Raw genomic sequence first — 18,297 nt, 5'->3', positions numbered from 1 at the left:
CGGCTCCGACCCTCCCCCGGGGGGGATGGTCTCACGCCCCTCGCGGAGGCGACGTCGATACGCCCGGCTCGCGCCGGCTACGCCGACGTTCGCCGCACGCGCATCTTGGCAAGAATACGACGGGACTGCGCCTCCTCGTCCGGGCGCGGCATGTCCTCGATCCCGGCGAGGCCAGACGGGTCGGAGTCGTCGTTGAGCCACAGGCGCCATGCCGCCATCTTCGACGCTCCTACGATCGACGGGACCTGATCGGCGGGAAGGCCTGGTCGCGGCGTAAGGAGTGCGAGCACGCCAAGGTCGGGATCGTAACGGACCTCGGCGACCAGTTGGCGAAGTTGCTCGGCGAGCCTCGTCCTGATCGCATGACGGTCGTTGCCTTCCGCCTCGTTCATCGCCCGCGACAGGTCCACGGCTTCGCCAAGGCGAGCCTTGAGGCCAGGGTCGGCTGCGGCTGTCGCGGCGACTTTCTCGGCCTCGGCGAGGTCACGTTTGATCGTCTTGGCTTCGTCGCCGAGCGTACGATAGCGGCCGACTGCCCTCTCGTCGCCGTCCTCTTCCACCAGCACGAAGAGGCGTCCGCGGGCTACTTCGACTTTGGCTAGCCGGGCGGCAAGGAGCGACACGCGATCCGCCTCGACGGTCGGCTGCGCGCCGTGCAGGACGGTGCCGGCGTCAAGGTAAGCGAGTCCTCGGAGGAGGCGGGACTCGATATGGTCAACCCGCCAGCGGCCATCGTTCTCACAGCCAGCCTTCCGAGCGGCCACCGAGCAAACGAAGTAGCTTCCGCCTTTCGGCGTGGTGCCCTTGTTGACGAGGTGCATAGCCGCGCCGCAGCGCGTGCAACGGCCGAGGCCGAGGAGAAGGTGGGCAACGCCCCTTCCGCGTCGACCGGCCGCGACGCGGCGTCCCTGCGACGCCTGTTGGGCGCGCCAGTAGGTCTCCTCGTCGACGATCGACGGGTAGTAGCCGACGATGGGGTCTCCGGCTGGCTGACGAGTCCCGGCCCGGCTGCTGCCGGAGTGCGGCTGGTACTCGCCGAGAACGAGTCGGCCGGTCAGAATCTTCCCGACCGTCGATGTCTGCCAGCCGATGCCGCCTCGCCATGTAGGCGTGCCCGCTTCGTTAAGCTTGGCGACGACCTGCCTTCGTCCGTAGCCCTCGATCGCCCATTGGAAGATCGTCCGCACGATCTCCGCGCGATCCTCGCGAACGACGAACCGACTGCCTTCGATCGCGATCCACTCGGGGCACCGCGAGGTCAGAGGACGGCCTTCCTCGCGCGCGGCATCCTTCTTCCGCGCCCATGCAGCGCCGACGCGCTCGCCCTTGATCCGGGACTCCTCGTGGGCGCGGGCCATGACCGCGATACTCACGATAAGGGGCGTCCAATCGGTGCGCAGGCGCTCTTCCGAGTAGACCTGCCCATCGGAGAGAGTGACGACGATGACGCCTGCGCGGATGAGGTCGAAGAGCCTCGCCGCGGCATCGAGCACGGCCTCGCGGGACAGGCGATCCAAGGATTCAACGACGAGGTAGGAGCCTCGCGGAACCTTCCCGGCTTCGACCAACGATAGGAACGAGCGGAGCGCTCCGATGTCCCGGTGGGCACCCTTATAGGCGGAGATGCCGAGGTCGCGGAGGCTGTCGTCGAGGTCTAGGCCACGAGCCTCGCACCACGCACGAGCGGCGGTAAGCTGGCGACGGAGCGAGTCCCCTCGGGCCTGATCCGGGGTGCTGAAACGGATGTAGGAGAAGGCTTTGGGCACCGGACGTACTCCATCGAGTCGATGGCGTTTATGTAGCACACTCTCAGCATGACGCGGACGCCGGATTTCACTCTGCGTAACGTATTCTTCCGTGACGTTTTTGGGTGATGGTAAGACTCAAAGAATGGGTCATTCTGTTGAATAGCCGAACACCTAAGTCATGAGTAGCACGCTCAAGAGCTCCGATTCCGATCCAGATATGAGTGAGAATTGTATGAGCGACCTAATGGACGCACCTAGTCTTCGCCGCCTTGCGCAAGCTCTTTGGCACCCGTCGGGGGGCGCCGCGACACTGCTGGCTGGCGCAGGCGTGTCCCTCCAGGCCGAACGGCCGGAGGCGGACGGGGCGCGACCGCCGCTTTGGTCAGACTTGGCACGGGCGATGGTCGAAGGCCTTGGCGGGTTCGATGACCTTATTACGGGTGCGCCGCTGCGTCTTGCTCAGACCTATGAGATAGCCTTCGGACGCAGCGCGCTGACCGCGCTGGTACGGTTGCAGGTCGACGATGCCGCGTGGCTGCCGGGAGAGGCGCATGTCCGGTTGCTCGACTTGCCATGGGCGGATGTACTGACGACGAACTACGACACGCTGCTGGAGCGTGGGGCGCTCCGATCCGTCCGCGGCTACGGGGTCGTGCGGAACGAAGCCGACCTTGCCGGCCAGTGCTCGCCCCGGATCGTAAAACTGCACGGCACGATCGAGGACGAGGCCGGCCTAGTCGTCACTGAGGAGGATTATCGCCGTTTCCCCGAGGAGCGGGCTGCCATGGTCAACACGGCCCGGCAAGCGCTAATCGAGACCGACCTCTGCCTGCTCGGTTTCTCGGGCGAAGATCCGAACTTCCGGGCTTGGATCGGCTGGGTACGCGACCGTCTCAAGGGGCTTGAGCGGAAGGTCTACCTCATCGGGCCGCTCGACCTCGATCCGATCGCGCGGCGGGTACTGGAAGGACTAGGGGTCGTGCCGATCGACCTTTCGCCGGTGGTGCCCGACGAGGCGCCCGATCGGCATCGGGCAGCGATCGCTTGGCTACTCGACTACCTAGAGGATCAGCGCCCCGCGCGACCGGGCGACTGGACCCCGCTCTCGACGACAGAGCTCGGTCATCCGTCGCTGAGCACGGAGCACGACCGGATCTCGGGGGATCTGGACCTTAAGGTCGAGAACCTGCGAGCGGCTGTCCGGGGATGGAAGCGTGACCGCGAAACCTATCCCGGTTGGCTCGTCTGCCCTTGGGAGAAGCGCCATCACATTCGCTTCGGAACGGACGCGCCGCTCCGCCTCATAGAGGCGCTCGATGCGATCCCGCCAATCGAGGCGCGAGACGTCGTGCTAGAGATGGCCTGGAGGCACGATGTCGCGGCCGATCCGCTGCCGCCCTACCTCGCCACGCGGCTCGACGATGCCGTCGCTAAGCGGATGGTGCGAGACTTCAACCCAGTCCTCCTGAAGGCCGCTATCGCGTCCCGGCTGCGGGCCGCGCGGGTGGTGGGCGACCTTGAGGAGGTCGTCCTCAAGTGGGCGCATCTCGCGACCGACCCGGACGTTGCCGCAACTATTGCGCAGGCATGGGCTCAAACGGCGCTGGACCGGCTTGACCACGCGGAGGTAGCGCGCCATGCCGAGAACGTGCGTGGCGCGGACCCAGTGTGGGGCCTCCGCCGGGCGGAACTGCTAGCGTGGCTAGGCAATGAGGACGCAGCGCGGTCCCTGATGCGGATGACGTGGAGCGACTTGCTCGAACGTTGCCGCCGGGCGCCATCGAGCATTGCGCTACGGTCGCGGCTGATCTGGGCAGGCTTCGTGGTCGGCACGATGCGTGACCACATGGAGGAGGAGGTCACCGTAGAGGTGCCGGAGCGCTTCCGCCTGGACGGATACGACCCATGGAACGAGATCAGCCACCTCGACGCGAAGATCCGCCAGGCCGAGGAGTCGCGGCGGAAGGCGACCGGCATCGACGTCAAGTTCCGTCCCGGCTCCTACCGCCAGCGGAACGGTGGCGTGCGTTTCGTATCGCGTGCGGCGGCTGCGACCCCTGCTGAGCTTGCGTCTTGGCTACGCGAGCGGATTGGGCTGCCCTTCGGCATGCGGCACACGAACATGCTGCGCACACGCGTAGAGCGGGCCGTGACCGTGTCGGAAGACCCGTCGGCCGCCTCGATCTCCCGAATCCTCGCGGTCGGGCCCGACACGCAGGGCGCGCTGATGACGACTTGGCTGAAGCGCGTCGCCGTCGCGGCCCTTGACGCGGAAGAGGTCCAGACCCTCGCCACTCGTTGCGAGGCTGTCATCGAGCACTGGTTAGGCCAGATAGAGGGTCCAGAGGACGAACGCGGAGTGGCCATCGACAGGATCGCCATCTTCGTCGAGGCGCTCGCCCGCCTCGCCGTGCGGGATGATCCTGAGGCGGCCGAGCGCCACGCGGCGCTTGCTCTGCGCATCGCACGCGCCAATGGCTGGTTCTCGACGTCAGAGGCGGCGGACCACCTGCTGACGAACGCCGTGACCGCCATGCCTCCGAACCAGCGATGGCGCTGCCTTAACACTGTCATCCGCTATCCGGTGCGAGGAGAAAGGGACGCGTTCGATAGCAACCCGTCGGGCGCTTACGAGGCGCTTAAGGGTCCGATGGCTCGTCCCGACGATATCGGAGGCCGCATCGCCGAGGTCATTGCCCTGTTGGGAGGGCAGAACGCGCAGAGAGGTGGGGCGGTCGATCTACTTTACCAGTTGCACGGACTGGATATCTTGACCCCTGAGGAGATCGACGCCGCGGCACGAGCGCTCTGGATCAATGTCGACGAAAGGCAACTGCCCGATCACACATGGTTGCTTCCGCATGGGTTCCTGAAGCTCCCCGCGCCGCCGGAGGTTGAGGTTGTTGACCGCGTCCGCAGGGTGCTCTTCGATGGCAATCCGACGGAGAAGGCTGAGGCGGTCCGGTACGGGATCGACCCGCTCACGACGCTCGAGATGGTCCCGACGGAAGCAGAGGCGGCTGGTCTTTTCGACGCCCTCGCGGCGTGGCGCCCCACGCCTACGGAAATCGAGGCGAATCCGATCGCGCGGAGCTTCCTAGGGCCGTCGCAGGAGGCGCTTGCGAAACGCCTTCTCGACGACGTTGCTGGTGCGCTTGGCCACGCCTGCTGGCACCTCAAACCGTCCGATCGCACCGACGCTCGCGCTACCGCCTTACTAGCGTTCGTCCAAGAGACGGGCGGTCACGCGGCCCTCGTCGGGACGCTCGTCTTTGAAAATCAAGACGAGCTGCTCAGGGCGCTCCGCAAGCTCGTCTCGCGGACGGCGTACGCGGAGGTGAATAGCTTCACACGCGCGCTGCATATCGCGGTTCGCACGGGAAGCGGCGTGCCGGAGAATTTGGTTGAGGCCACTTGCACGGCTATCGCACTACAGCCGGCCGAAGCGCTCCACGTCCTTCTACGCTGCGCGGAGGAATTGGTAGCCGCAGACCTCGTCGGTACCGAAACAACCGAAATCCTCGTAGAGGCCCTTTCCGATCTATGGGACCGCTTCGACTATGGCGCCTTGGCGCAGCCGGATACTGCGGATCGAATGCTGGTTTCCGCAACCTACGTCCGGGCGACAGCCGTGCGACTAGCACTGGCTCTCGCCGCGAAGGGTTCGAGCGATCAGGCCGTCGAGGCATGGCGGAACCTAATCGGCACCGACCGCCTGCCAGAAGTCCGCTATGCCCTAGAAGAATGACTGAGTTGAAGGACTCCCCGTTTTTGTCCGCTCGGCTGGAGAATTTTCGGGAGTTGCGTCAATCGTTTTCAAAACACGTAGCCAGTATTCTGCTACAGGCAGGCACGTCCGCTTGACAGCACTGATAAGGTCGGCCTGATCGACGGTGATGGGTCGAGAGAAGACCGGCAGCTTCTTGACCGAGGCGCCCCCAAACTGCCAGTCCGCTTTCGGCCCGACGCTGAAGTTCGCCCGGATCAGCCGCAATGACGGCAGAGGGTCGAGACCCGCGATCTCGCAGCTCGATTTATGTAGCACACTCTCAAAAGATTGTGCCCGCCGGCCGCCGCGATCTCCAGCGCGCGCTTGGCGATGGTCTGGCCCTTGATCTCGGCGAGATCGGCGAGATCGTCGGGTGCGGCCCGGATCGCGGGTTCCGGCCGCGACATGAGCTGCGTGCCGCGGAAGTGGTTGGCGAGCTGGATCAGGCTTCGGGGCGCGAGGATCGGCATCTCGGCGCTCGCCCAGGCCGCTTCCGAACCGCAGTCCGCGGGGCAGATCAGCCCGAGCCCCTGCGCGTTCGCGCCCATCGCGGCGGGCAGCACGCCCGCGACGGAGGCGATCATCCCGTCGAGCGAGAGTTCGCCGAGCACGACATAGGCGGCGAGCGCATCGCCGGGAATCGCGCCGAGCGCGGCCATGAGGCCGAGCGCGATCGGCAGATCGTAATGCGACCCCTCCTTCGGCAGGTCCGCCGGGGCGAGATTCACCGTCACCTTCTTCGGCGGCATGGAGAGACCGGAGGCGTGGAGCGCGGCCTGTACCCGCTCCCGGCTCTCGGCCACCGCCTTGTCGGCGAGGCCGACGATCTGAATGCCCATCTTGCCCGGCGCGATCATCACCTGGACGTCGATCGGAACGGCCTCGACGCCCTGAAAGGCGATCGTCTTGACGCGGGAGACCATGGACGCGCTCCGGACAGAGGGCAGCGCCGCCCGACAACCGAAGAGCGACGCTGGAACGAGCCGAGCCTAACGCAGCGTCACGGGCGATGCAAGAACAAGACGGGAACATCTCTTTGCTGCAGCGCGCGTGTTATCCAGGTGCCGGAGAGCGCAGGATCAGCGGGAAGCGCCGACCTTCTCCTCGATCTTATCCCAGAGAAGGCTCGCGATATCGGCGCCGCCGAAGCGCTTCACCTCCCGGATGCCGGTCGGCGAGGTCACGTTGATCTCGGTCAGATAGTCGCCGATCACGTCGATGCCGACGAAGAGGAGGCCGCGTTCGCGAAGGGCGGGGCCGATGCGCTCGCAGATCTCGCGCTCGCGCGCCGTCAGCTCCGTCGCCTCGGCGCGCCCGCCGACATGCATGTTGGAGCGCGCATCCGTCTCGGAGGGCACGCGGTTGATCGCCCCGGCATAGTCGCCATCGACGAGGATGATGCGCTTGTCCCCCTTTCGCACATCCTTCAGGTAGCGCTGCACGATGAAGGGCTCGCGGAAGAGGAGCGCGAAGGTCTCCATGAAGGAGGTGAGGTTGCGGTCCTCCTTCGTGATGTGGAAGACGCCGGCGCCGCCGTTTCCGTAGAGCGGCTTCATCACGATCTCACCGAACTCGGCGCGGAAGGCGGCGACCTCGACGGGGTCCTTGGTGATCAGCGTCTCCGGCATGAGATCGGGAAACTCGGTGACGAAGATCTTCTCCGGCGCGTTGCGCACGGAAGCCGGATCGTTGACGACGAGCGTCTTGGGATGGACGCGCTCCAGGATGTGCGTCGAGGTGATGTAGGCCATGTCGAAGGGCGGGTCCTGGCGCAGGAGCACCACATCCGTCTCGGCCAGATCGATCTTGGTCGGCTCGCCCAGCGTGAAGTGGTTCCCCTGCTCTTCGCGAAGCTCCAGCGTCTCGGCCCGCGCGGTCGCGCGCCCGTCGCGCAGCGACAGCCGATCCGGCGTGTAGTGAAACAGGCTATGCCCCCGCCGCTGCGCTTCCAGGCAGAGCGCGAAGGTGGAGTCGCCCTTGATCGAGATCGAGGAAACGTGGTCCATCTGGACGGCGACGGAAAGGGCCATGAGGCGCTCCTGCGGAAGGGATCGACTGCGGAGGTAGCGGGGAAGGCGGGTCCTGGCAATGCGCCTTCGCGTCAACGCCCGCGCCACGCATCCTGCACATGGACCGGCCAGCGGCGCGGCAGGACGGCGACGATGTCGAAGCGCAGGGAGAGGCGGGCGTGGTCGCGCTGGCGGGCGAGCCAGAGGTCGGCGGCGTGTTCGATGCGGCGTTGGGCGGCGGGGCCGACGGCCTCCATGGCGGCTTCGAGCGTGGCCCGCGCCTTCACCTCGACGATGGCGATCGTGTCGCCACGCCGGGCGATGAGGTCGATCTCGCCGAGCTTCGTGCGGTGTCGGATGGCGAGGATGCGGTAACCCTTCAGGCGAAGCGCCCAGGCGGCCAGCCACTCGCCGCGATGGCCCTTGGCGAAGCGCCGGCGGCGCTCGTCGCGCTGCCCCTCGTTCACCGCTCGTCCCGCGAGGGTCCGGTCTTGAAGGCGGCGTCCTTGGTCGATGCCGGCTCGGGCGCCGCATCCTTCAAGACCAGTGCGCGGGCATAGAGGTCGCGCCGCGCCAGCCCGGTCAGGCGCGCGGCCTCTTGCGCGGCTTTCGCCGGCTTCATCTCCGCGAGAAGGCCGAGGAGGATCGCGTCCGCATCCGCCTCGCTCGGCGGCGCCTCGGCCTCCGGCGGGCCGATGCAGACGACGATCTCGCCGCGCACGCGCTCCATCGCCTCGAAAGTCTCCGCCAGCTCGGGCAGCGTGCCCCGGTAGATCGTCTCGAAGGCCTTGGTCAGCTCCCGGCACACCGCCGCCGGGCGCGCCGGCCCGAGCACCTCGGCCATGTCGATCAGGCTTTCGCGAATGCGGTGGGGCGCCTCGAAGAGAAGGAGCGTGCCCGGAATGCGTGACAGCTCGGCCAGCCGCTCGCGCCGCGCCCCGGTCTTCTGCGGCAGGAAGCCGGCGAAGAAGAAGGCGTCGGAGGGAAGGCCGGAGGCCGTGAGGGCGGCGAGCGCGGCGGAGGGGCCGGGAATGGGCACGACGGGAATGCCGAGCCCGATCGCCTGCTCGCTCAGCCGAAAGCCCGGATCGGAGACGAGCGGCGTGCCGGCATCGGAGACGAGCGCGACGGAGAGGCCGGCCTGGAGATCGGCCAGAAGGCTCGCGCCGGCCTCCTCGCCGCTATGCTCGTGATAGACCGTCATGCGGCGCTTGATGCCGTAGCGCTGAAGGAGCGTCGCGGTGACGCGCGTGTCCTCGCAGGCGAGACGATCGGCGCCCGCGATGATCTCCAGGGCGCGCAGCGTGATGTCGCCGAGATTGCCGATGGGCGTCGCGACGAGATAGAGCGCGGGCTCGGGGCGCGGCGCGGCGAAGGGGGCTGCGCGGATGGTGAAGCCCGAGCGCGCGTCCTCCTCGCTCATGCGTGGGCCCGCGGCGCGAAGAGGATGATGCCGGCGCCGGCGAGGCAGACGGCGGCGCCGAGGAGATCGTAGCGGTCGGGCCGAACGCCCTCGGCGAGCTGCATCCAGAGGAGGGAGGCGAGGATGTAGACCCCGCCATAGGCGGCATAGGTCCGGCCCGCCGCCTCGCTCGGAACCAGCGCCAGAAGATAGGCGAAGAGCGCCAGAGCCAGACAACCCGGCGCGAGCCAGAGCGGCGAGCGGTCGAGGCGCAGGACCGCGAAAACCGAGAAGCAGCCGGCGATTTCCGCCAGCGCCGCCAGCGCGTAGAGAAGGACGGTCGTGCCCGGGAGCGCTGACACGGCGCCGCTCACGCGAGATCGGCGACGACGGCGTCGAGCACGAGCATGCCGGCCGGCGTCGCGCGGATGCGGTCGGGCCCGAGACGCTCGACCATGCCGTGGGCGCTGAGGTCCGCCTCGCTGATCGGGTCGATGTCGCGGCCGGCGAGACGCCGCCAGCGCTTGAGATCGATGCCCTCGGCAAGGCGCAGGCCCATGAGCAGAAGCTCGTCGGCCTGTTCTCCCGGGGTCAGCCGGTCGTCGACGACGATGCCGCTCTCCCAGTCCTCGACCATCTTCAGCCAGGTCTCCGGATGGCGCTCGGTCGCGACCGCGTGGCGTCCGCCCGGCCCCATCAGCCGCCCGTGCGCGCCCGGCCCGACGCCGGCATAGAGGCCGTAGCGCCAATAGGTCAGGTTGTGGCGGGACTCGGCGCCGGGCACGGCATGGTTCGAGATCTCGTAGGCCGGCATGCCGCGCGCCTCGGTCAGTCGCTGCGTCGCCTCGTAGAGCTCGGCGGACAATTCGCCGTCCGGCACCTTCAGCTTGCCGGCCTTGTGCAGGGCGTGGAAGGGCGTGTCCTCCTCGATGGTCAGCTGGTAGAGCGACAGATGGTCGGCGGCCAGATCCATCGCCTCCGTCAGCTCGGCCTCCCAGGCCGCGACCGTCTGGCCGGAGCGCGCATAGATGAGGTCGAAGGAGAGGCGCGGGAAGATCGCGCGGGCGAGCCCGATCGCCTCGCGGGCCTGGGCGACGTCGTGGAGCCGGCCGAGCGCCTTCAGGTCTCGGTCGTTCAGCGCCTGGACGCCGAGCGAGACGCGGTTGACGCCCGCCGCGCGGTAGCCGCGAAAGCGCGAGGCCTCGACGCTGGACGGGTTCGCCTCCAGCGTGATCTCGGCATCGGGCGCGACGTCCCAGGCCTTTGCGATGGCGTCGAGCACGGCGCCGACCGTCTCGGGCTTCATCAGCGAGGGCGTGCCGCCGCCGAGGAAGATGGAGGTGACGCGCTCGCCGGCCGAGCGCTTCGCCATCTCGGCGATCTCGCGGGCGAAGGCGCGCGCATAGCGCTCCTGGTCGATCGCCTGATGGCGGACATGGCTGTTGAAGTCGCAATAGGGGCACTTGGCCGCGCAGAAGGGCCAGTGCACGTAGACCGCGAAGCCCGGCTCGCGCGAGAGGGGCGGAAAGCGCGTGACCGAAGCCGACGAGCGGTCGAACTCCATCATCTCATACCCCATCGGGATAGGCCGCCGGTCCGGCAGGCCGGGCGCCTTCGGGGAAGGCCTGCTCGACCAGAAGCTGGACCGAGCGCGCACGATGCGAGAGCGGACCGGGCGCATGCCAGATCGAGCCGTGCTTCTCCTCGGCCGTCATCTCGCCGAAGGTGCGCGTCTCGCCGTCCGGCATGAAGACGGGGTCGTAGCCATAGGCGATCGGCCCGCGCCGGCCGGGCCAGACGAGGGTGCCGTCGCGCTCGCCGAGATATTCCTGGGTGTGCCCGTCCGGCCAGGCGAGGCAGAGAAGCGAGACGAAGCGCGCGCGGCGCTGCGCCGGCTCGGTCGCGCCGGCGGCCTGCAGCTTCTCCTCGACGGTGCGCATGGCCAGATCCCAGTCGCGGTTCGGCCCCGACCAGTCGGCCGTGTAGACGCCGGGCGCGCCGTCCAGCGCCTCGACGCAGAGCCCGGAATCGTCGGACAGAGCGACCTCGCCCGCGGCGGTGGCGGCCGCCAGGGCCTTGATCCGCGCGTTCTCCACGAAGGTCGTTCCGTCCTCGACCGGCTCGGGAAGGCCGAGCGAGCCGGCGGTGACGAGCTCGATGGCGAGGCCGCCGAGCAGGAAATGCAGCTCGCGGATCTTGCCTTGGTTGTGGCTCGCCACGAGAAGGCGCTTGCCGTCGATCCGTCGTGCCGTCATGGCGCTCTCCATCTCCTGTGCCCGCGCCGCGCCGTCGATCTCTCGCCGGGGCGTTGCGGGATCTGGACGGCCCCTTCGGGGGCCGCCTGTCCGCGAGCCTGCCTTACGCCGCGCCGATGGCCTCGGCCTGGAGCGCCACGAGACGCGCGATGCCGCCCTTGGCGAGGTTCAGAAGGCTCTGCAGCTCGGCTTCCGAGAAGGGCTCCTTCTCCGCCGTGCCCTGGATTTCCACGATGCCGCCGCGTCCCGTCATCACGAAGTTGGCGTCCGTGTCGGCCGCCGAATCTTCCAGATAGTCCAAGTCGAGCACGGGCTCGCCCTTGTAGATGCCGCAGGAAATGGCGGCGACATGGTCCTTGATGACCTTGTCGCGGGTCACCATGCCGCGCGTCTCCATCCAGGCGAGACAGTCGGACAGGGCGACGAAGGCGCCGGTGATGGAGGCCGTGCGCGTGCCGCCATCGGCCTGGATCACGTCGCAGTCGATCGAGATCTGCCGCTCGCCGAGGGCGCCGAGATCGACGATGGTGCGCAAGCTGCGGCCGATCAGGCGCTGGATTTCCTGCGTGCGGCCGGACTGCTTGCCGGTCGCGGCCTCGCGGCGCATGCGCTCGCCGGTGGCGCGCGGCAGCATGCCGTATTCGGCCGTCACCCAGCCCTTGCCGGAATTCTTCAGGAAGGGCGGCACGCGCTCTTCCAGGCTCGCCGTGCAGAGAACGTGCGTGTCGCCGAACTTGACGAGGCAGGAGCCTTCCGCATGGCGGGAAAAGCCGCGTTCGAGCGAAACCGCCCGGAGTTCGTCGCTGGCGCGCTTGGATGGCCGCATGATATTTCGAAGTCCGCTTCCGAGTTCGGGTCGGCCGCGAGCGATCTCCGCGCAGTGGGCGGATCGGCTCGATGCCGGAAAGCGCCTTTAACCATGGCCCTTTCGCAGGCGCAAAGCAATTTGCCGCTCGGCGCCCGAACCGCCTGTGGAGTGCGGCGCACCCGCTTGGCGGCGGCCTCGCGCATGCCTATAGTCTAGCCCATGCTTGAGCGGCCCGAACCATGAACGATTTCAGGCTTCCCGTGGCGGACATTCCGATGCCGCTCGACCCGCGCTCGCGCGACATTTTCCGCATTCTCGTCGAAACCTATCTCGACATCGGCGAGCCGGTCGGCTCGCGCGTTCTGTCGCGGCTGCTCTCGACCTCGCTGTCGCCCGCCTCCGTGCGCAACGTGATGAGCGATCTCGAGGCGCTCGGCCTCATCTACTCGCCTCATGTCAGCGCCGGTCGCATGCCGACCGAGCTCGGCCTTCGCTTCTTCGTCGATGCGTTCCTCGAGGTCGGCGACCTGCCGCAGGCCGAGCGCGAGAACATCGAGGAGAAGGTCCGCGCCAGCGGCGACCAGCGCTCCTTCGCCTCGCTCCTCACCGAGGCGAGCCAGCTTCTTTCCGGCCTCTCGCGCGGCGCGGGGCTCGTTCTCACGCAGAAGGCGGACCTTCGCCTGAAGCACATCGAGTTCATCCGTCTCGAGGCGACGAGAGCGCTCGCCGTGCTCGTCGGCGAGAACGGCGAGGTGGAGAACCGCATCGTCGATCTGCCGGCCGGTGTCACGGCCTCGCAGCTCGTGGAGGCTTCGAACTTCCTCAATGCCCATGTCGTCGGGCGCACGATCGCGGAGGCGCGCGAGCGCGTCCGCCTTCTGAAGGAGGAGACCGCGAACGCGCTCGATCTTCTCGGGCAGGCGCTGGTGGAAAAGGGGCTCGCGGTCTGGTCGGGCGCCTCCGCGGACCAGCCCTCGCGTCTCATCGTGCGCGGCCGGGCCAATCTCTTGGAAAACGTCACGGCCGCCGACGACCTGGAGCGCCTGCGCCTCCTCTTCGACGACCTGGAGACCAAGAGTTCGCTCATCGAGCTTCTGGACCTCGCCGAGACCGGCAACGGCGTGCGCATCTTCATCGGCTCGGAGAACAAGCTCTTCTCGCTCTCGGGCTCCTCGCTTGTGATCGCGCCCTACAATGACGGCGACGAGCGGGTGATCGGAGCGGTCGGCGTGATCGGGCCGACGCGGCTGAACTATCGCCGCATCGTGCCGATGGTCGACTACACCGCGCGTCTCGTGTCGCGCCTCCTCGCGCAAGGGGCGGCCGCCCGGCGGCCGTGAGGCTGGGCGCGTCGCCGGCTAGCAACGGCACGCGCTCGGAAAACCCTTGGCTAGGGCTCGACCGAGGCCGCTCCTCGACCCTGGCCGGCCTTGATTTTCGCGCGTGCCCATTCGATATGCGGCGTTGGAAACGCCATCAGCACCGGCCACGACGGCACGCGCCCGCCATCCGGGCGCGCGGCTCCGGTCGGCACATTCGCGGGGACGACATGACGAGCGATACGGACAACCGCAGCGAAGCCGAGACGACGGCCGAGACCTCCGTGCCGGACGATGCCGCAGGCGAGACCCGGTCCGCCGGCCCCTTCGAGCGCGGCGGCTATTCCGAGGACGATGCGGAAGCCTTCATCCAGAGCGTCGCGGCCGACCGGATCGCCGAGCTGGAGGGCGAGACCGCCGATCTCAAGGACCGCATGCTGCGCCTCAACGCGGACATGGAGAACCTTCGCCGCCGCACCGAGCGCGAGCTGAAGGACGCGCGCGTCTACGGCGTCACGGTCTTTGCCCGCGAGATGCTCGCCGTTCTCGACAATCTGCGCCGCGCCATCCAGGCCGTGCCCGCGGATGCTCGGGAGGCCGGCGCCGAGACGGGCCTGACCACGCTGATCGACGGGGTGGAACTGACAGAGCGCGCCATGCTGGCGACGCTGGACAAGTTCGGCGTGAAGAAGCTGGAGCCGGAAGGCCAGCGCTTCGACCCGAACTTCCATCAGGCCATGTTCGAGATCCCCAACGCCGAGGTCGCCAACAACACGGTGCTCCAGGTCGTCCAGGACGGCTACGCCATCGGCGACCGCGTCCTGCGCCCCGCCCTCGTCGGCGTCTCCAAGGGCGGCCCGAAGACCGTCGTGGAGCCGAAGCCCGCGGAGGGCAGCGCGGCCTGATCTCTGCCGGCGCACGCTGATCGAATGAACGGGCCGGCGGTTTTTCCGCGCCGGCTCGACACGGACCGACGCAAGCGCTGGCGGCTCAAGCCTGCAGATCGGACACCAGCGGATCGACGACGGCGATACTGAGGCCGAGAGGCGCGAAGTGGCGCAGGTTCTGGGTGAGGAGCGTCAGCCGATGCGTCTCCGCCGTCGCGGCGATGAGCGTATCGGCAAATCCGGGATGGCGACCGATCGAGCGCGCGCGATCGTCGATGCGGCCGGCGGTTCGTCCGATCGAGACATCGACGGGCAGCGCGCGATCCTCGTAGAGGGCGAGAATACGATCGATCCAGACCTGGAGACCGTCCGCCCGCTCGCTGGCGCCGGACCGTCTGAGACCGGCAATGCCGCGCGTGACCTCCGCAACCGAGACCGCCGAGATATACAGGCTGTCGCTCCGGGCGCGCAGCCATTCGGCGAGCCGAGGATCGACGCGAACCCGTCCGCTCTTGTCGGGCGCGAATTGGCTGAGAATGTTTGTGTCGAGGAGCCAGCCCTTCACGGCCGATCCGTCAGAGATCGACGTTCCGCATCGGGCTCTCGTCGCGCTCGATCGGAATGGCGGATGGAATGGCGAGCAGGAGATCGGCGAAGCTCGGGCTCTTGTCGGGAAACAGCTTCCGGCCTTCCTCGACCGGAACGATCATGGCTGCCGCACGGCCATGCTTCGTCACGATCGTGGGCTCTCCCCGCTCGGCCGCTTCCACGACGGACGAGAAGGCGGATTTTGCCTCGCGAAGCTGAAGCGTTTTCAAGTTCCGTATCCTCGTGACCTATGTGGTCACGATAGGCCTTCGCCATCAGGCCTGCAAGTTCGCCTGACCCTCAGAACGCCGGCACGTCGCGCCCGGCCGTCCGGCAGGCGGAGACGACCGTGTTCGCCATCAGGAGCGCGATCGTCATCGGTCCGACGCCGCCGGGAACCGGCGTGATCGCTTCGGCGACGGCGGCGGCCTCCTCGTAGGCGACGTCGCCGACGAGCCGTGTCTTGCCCTCGCCGCGCTCCGGCGCCGCGATGCGGTTGATGCCGACGTCGATCACGACCGCGCCGGGCTTCACCCAGTCGCCCCGCACCATTTCGGGCCGTCCGACGGCGGCCACCAGAATATCGGCCGTGCGGCAGAGGGCGGGCAGATCCTTGGTGCGCGAATGGGCGATGGTGACGGTGGCGTCGGCGGCGAGCAGGAGCTGCGCCATGGGCTTGCCGACGATGTTGGAGCGGCCGAGCACCACGGCCGTCTTGCCCGCGAGATTGTCGCCCAGCACCTGGCGGATGAGGATCATCGAGCCCGCCGGCGTGCAGGGCACGAAGGCGGAGGCGAGATCGCCCGAGCCGAGCCGGCCGACATTGACGAGATGGAACCCGTCGACGTCCTTGTCCGCCGCGATCGATTGGACGATGCGGGTGGAATCGATCGAGGCCGGCAGCGGCAGCTGGACGAGAATGCCGTGGATCGAGGGATCGGCGTTGAGATCGCGCACGAGGTCGAGAACCTCGTCCTCGGCGGCGGTCGCGGGCAGAACGTGCTTCACCGACTTGAACCCGCATTCCTCCGCCATCTTCGCCTTGGACGCGACATAGACCTGGCTGGCCGGATCTTCGCCGACGATCACGACGGCAAGCCCCGGGCGGGTGCCGCTCTCGGCCAGAAGCTTGGCGCTCTCGGCCTTCACCGTCTGGATGATCGCCGCCGCAGCGGCCTTGCCGTCGATCCGCAAGCTCATGGGTCAGACCTCGTTCCAAGTCCGGCGGGAGAGAAGCTTTGCCGTGGACCGGACGTTCCACGGACGATCGAGCGCCCGGCCGGATGCCGCCCGCACTTGGCCCGGCGCCCGCGATGGCTCTAACCCAGCCTGACGGCATTCGGAAGCGATTCCGCTGCAGGAGAGCCACGCGAGCCGAAGGGCGCCGGCTCCTTCCAGCACGGCAAGAAATTGTCCGATCCAAGTAACATAAGTAAAATATACGATTATGTCGAACGCTATAGTGTTAATCTGAATTTAAAAAACTTCGATCATAGGATTGCGCTGCGAGGGAGCGCATCTGGGGAGATGGGACGCGAAGCTTGAAAGGCGCCGAGACCGATGAACAACATGAAGATTTCGACCAAGATACTGTCTTGCGTTCTTTTGATGAGCCTGATCGGCTTGCTTCTCACGGCCTATGCCGCCTTTCAGATGAAACGGATCGATGCGACCTATAACGGCCTCGTGACGTCGCAGGATGCCGCCCTTGTCGCTCTCGTGCGCGTGGCCTCCAACATCAATCTCGCCTCCTATTCCAACTATAAGATCGTCGTTTACGACGGAACGTCCGAGCGGGCGGAAATCGCCAAGAAGAACCTGGAAGAAGCACTTCCGCGGCTTCCGACCCTTCTGACGCAGATCGTGACGGCCTTTCCGGACGAGGCCTCCGTCATCGGCAAGCTTCGCACGCTGAGCGAGGACTTCACGACGCTGAGCCGCAAGGCGGCCGATCTCGGCCTGCAGGACCGCAATGCCGAAGCCGAGGCGATCCTGCCGGAATTGGACCGGATCTCCACCGATCTGACGAACACCTATCGGCCATTGCGCGACCGGCTGCTGAAGCAGAATGCCGAGACGGCCCAGAGCCTCTCGGACAACACGATGTCCACCATCGTGCTGTCCCTGATCGGCACGGTTCTCGGCACCGTCTTCGGCGTCGCGATCTCGTCCCTGATCGCCAGCCGCGGCATCACCCGGCCGCTCGGTCGGCTCGGCGAGCGCATGGCGGAACTGGCCGGCGGACGCCTCGATATCGAGATCGACGGGCAGACGCGGGGCGACGAGATCGGCGCCATGGCCCGCGCGGTCGAGGTCTTCAAGGACGCCGCGCTGCGCAACCGCAGCCTGGAAGTGGAGGCCGGCAAGGCGACGAGCGCCCAGGCCGAGCTTCGCGAGCGCCAGTCCGCCATCGACGGCGCGCGGTCGCAGGACCTGAAAGCCTTCGTTCATGCGGTCGAGATCGGCTTCGATGCGCTCTCGCGGGGCGATCTGACGGTGCGCATGACGCAGTCCGTGGCGCCCGAATTCGAGCCGATCCGGGTGAAGTTCAACGACAGCCTGTCCTCGCTGGAATCGGCCATCGGCGCCGTCGTGGGTTCCATCGGCTCGATCCGGGTCGGTCTCAGCGAGATTTCCACCGCCTCCAGCGATCTTTCCCAGCGCACCGAGCAGCAGGCTGCGAGCCTGGAAGAGACGGTGGCCGCTCTGGCGCAGGTGACGCGCGGCATCCAGGAAACCGCCGCCAACGCGGCGGAGGCGCAGGGCACGGCAGCCGACGCGCAGAAGAACGCGGAAAAGGGCGGCGAGATCGTCGGCCGGGCGGTGGCTGCCATGAGTGCGATCGAGGAATCTTCCGCGCAGATCGGCCGCATCATCGGCGTGATCGACGAGATCGCCTTCCAGACCAATCTTCTGGCCTTGAACGCGGGCGTCGAGGCGGCGCGCGCGGGTGAGGCGGGCCGAGGCTTCGCGGTGGTCGCGCAGGAGGTGCGCGGTCTCGCCCAGCGCTCGGCGGAAGCCGCCAAGGAGATCAAGTCGCTGATCTCGGCTTCCTCCAGCCAGGTCGAGGAGGGTGTCGCCCTCGTCTCCGCCACGGGCCGGTCGCTGGAGGGCATTCTCGCCGGCGTCTCCGAGATGAATCGCGTCGTCGCCGAGATCGCCGGCAGCGCCAAGGATCAGGCCGTCAGCCTGAAGGAGGTCTCCGCGGCCGCCGACCAGATGGACAAGGTCACGCAGCAGAACGCGGCCATGGTGGAGGAGACCACCGCCGCCGCGCAGAACCTCTCCGTCGACACCGAGGAACTCGCCCGTCTGACCGAGGCCTTCCGCACCACGACGGCGATGCCGGCTGCGGCCCGCACCATCGCGCGCCCGGCCGCCCAGCCTCGTGCCGCCCAGCCCCGGGCCGCCCGGCCGGCTGCCGTTCCGCAGATGCGCTCCACGGGGCGCGGCGGCGCGGCCGCCAAGCCCGTCGCGGACGAGTGGGAGGAGTTCTGATCGTTCGAGGCGCG

At 67.7% G+C, this 18,297-nt stretch carries 15 protein-coding genes and 1 pseudogene; 4 read left to right on the top strand and 12 right to left on the bottom strand.

All coding sequences use genetic code 11. The features are described from left to right. Positions 1-77: 77 nt before the first annotated feature. On the bottom strand, positions 78-1,766 hold the full coding sequence (locus tag ASG62_RS09340) for a recombinase family protein (RefSeq protein WP_156382037.1): 1,689 nt from the start codon (positions 1,764-1,766) through the stop codon (positions 78-80). A gap of 382 nt (positions 1,767-2,148) precedes the next feature. On the opposite strand from ASG62_RS09340, the gene ASG62_RS09335 reads away from it, so the two are divergent. Next, positions 2,149-5,496 carry an SIR2 family NAD-dependent protein deacylase gene (locus tag ASG62_RS09335; protein WP_162245974.1) on the top strand — a complete coding sequence of 1,116 codons (3,348 nt, stop codon included), beginning with the start codon at positions 2,149-2,151 and terminating at the stop codon, positions 5,494-5,496. A 296-nt stretch (positions 5,497-5,792) separates the two neighbouring features. Here ASG62_RS09335 and ASG62_RS09330 read toward each other — a convergent pair. From ASG62_RS09330 to rph, 8 genes and pseudogenes are all read right to left on the bottom strand, one after another. Beyond that, a pseudogene (locus ASG62_RS09330) lies at positions 5,793-6,440 on the bottom strand (magnesium chelatase domain-containing protein); the annotation flags it as partial. A 156-nt stretch (positions 6,441-6,596) separates the two neighbouring features. Continuing rightward, a complete protein-coding gene (gshB, locus tag ASG62_RS09325) occupies positions 6,597-7,547 on the bottom strand; it encodes a glutathione synthase (protein ID WP_056688211.1) in 951 nt (316 codons plus the stop codon). A 71-nt stretch (positions 7,548-7,618) separates the two neighbouring features. Next, complete coding sequence (locus tag ASG62_RS09320; protein ID WP_056688208.1) at positions 7,619-7,993, bottom strand: YraN family protein; 375 nt, start codon at positions 7,991-7,993, stop codon at positions 7,619-7,621. Next, positions 7,990-8,949, bottom strand: a complete 960-nt coding sequence (gene rsmI / locus ASG62_RS09315; protein ID WP_082536878.1) for a 16S rRNA (cytidine(1402)-2'-O)-methyltransferase — start codon at positions 8,947-8,949, stop codon at positions 7,990-7,992. The genes ASG62_RS09320 and rsmI overlap by 4 nt, the downstream gene beginning before the upstream one ends. Then, positions 8,946-9,290 carry a YnfA family protein gene (locus ASG62_RS09310; protein ID WP_056689371.1) on the bottom strand — a complete coding sequence of 115 codons (345 nt, stop codon included), beginning with the start codon at positions 9,288-9,290 and terminating at the stop codon, positions 8,946-8,948. Before ASG62_RS09310 ends, rsmI begins: the two co-directional genes overlap by 4 nt. 8 nt (positions 9,291-9,298) lie before the next feature. Continuing rightward, a complete protein-coding gene (gene hemW, locus ASG62_RS09305) occupies positions 9,299-10,507 on the bottom strand; it encodes a radical SAM family heme chaperone HemW (protein WP_156382036.1) in 1,209 nt (402 codons plus the stop codon). After that, entirely contained in the window at positions 10,497-11,183 is a 687-nt protein-coding gene (locus ASG62_RS09300) for a non-canonical purine NTP pyrophosphatase (RefSeq protein WP_056689369.1), read from the bottom strand. Before ASG62_RS09300 ends, hemW begins: the two co-directional genes overlap by 11 nt. A 103-nt stretch (positions 11,184-11,286) precedes the next feature. Further along, positions 11,287-12,009: a ribonuclease PH gene (rph, locus tag ASG62_RS09295; protein WP_056688203.1), complete on the bottom strand. Its 723-nt coding sequence runs from the start codon at positions 12,007-12,009 to the stop codon at positions 11,287-11,289. A gap of 221 nt (positions 12,010-12,230) precedes the next feature. Between rph and hrcA the strand changes: the two genes are divergently transcribed. Together hrcA and grpE are read left to right on the top strand one after the other, a co-directional pair. Further along, the gene (hrcA, locus tag ASG62_RS09290) at positions 12,231-13,331 is read left to right on the top strand and encodes a heat-inducible transcriptional repressor HrcA (RefSeq protein ID WP_056688200.1); all 1,101 of its coding nucleotides are present in this window, start codon (positions 12,231-12,233) and stop codon (positions 13,329-13,331) included. 209 nt (positions 13,332-13,540) lie between these two features. Next, positions 13,541-14,215 carry a nucleotide exchange factor GrpE gene (gene grpE / locus ASG62_RS09285; RefSeq protein WP_082536877.1) on the top strand — a complete coding sequence of 225 codons (675 nt, stop codon included), beginning with the start codon at positions 13,541-13,543 and terminating at the stop codon, positions 14,213-14,215. An 85-nt stretch (positions 14,216-14,300) separates the two neighbouring features. On the opposite strand, the gene ASG62_RS09280 is transcribed toward grpE, so the two are convergent. The 3 genes from ASG62_RS09280 to folD form a co-directional block, all read right to left on the bottom strand. Then, positions 14,301-14,762 carry a type II toxin-antitoxin system VapC family toxin gene (locus tag ASG62_RS09280; protein WP_056688199.1) on the bottom strand — a complete coding sequence of 154 codons (462 nt, stop codon included), beginning with the start codon at positions 14,760-14,762 and terminating at the stop codon, positions 14,301-14,303. Between the two features lie 10 nt (positions 14,763-14,772). After that, complete coding sequence (locus ASG62_RS09275) at positions 14,773-15,015, bottom strand: type II toxin-antitoxin system Phd/YefM family antitoxin (RefSeq protein WP_056688198.1); 243 nt, start codon at positions 15,013-15,015, stop codon at positions 14,773-14,775. A 70-nt stretch (positions 15,016-15,085) separates the two neighbouring features. Continuing rightward, positions 15,086-15,985: a bifunctional methylenetetrahydrofolate dehydrogenase/methenyltetrahydrofolate cyclohydrolase FolD gene (gene folD, locus ASG62_RS09270; protein WP_056688195.1), complete on the bottom strand. Its 900-nt coding sequence runs from the start codon at positions 15,983-15,985 to the stop codon at positions 15,086-15,088. A 360-nt stretch (positions 15,986-16,345) separates the two neighbouring features. Here folD and ASG62_RS09265 point away from each other — a divergent pair, with 360 nt between their 5' ends. Then, positions 16,346-18,283 carry a HAMP domain-containing methyl-accepting chemotaxis protein gene (locus ASG62_RS09265; RefSeq protein ID WP_056688193.1) on the top strand — a complete coding sequence of 646 codons (1,938 nt, stop codon included), beginning with the start codon at positions 16,346-16,348 and terminating at the stop codon, positions 18,281-18,283. Positions 18,284-18,297: the final 14 nt, after the last annotated feature.

The organism is Aureimonas sp. Leaf427, assembly GCF_001425485.1.
Classification (GTDB): domain Bacteria; phylum Pseudomonadota; class Alphaproteobacteria; order Rhizobiales; family Rhizobiaceae; genus Plantimonas.
Note: the sequence above shows the minus strand (reverse complement) of the source record. Positions and strands in the feature narration are given on the sequence as shown.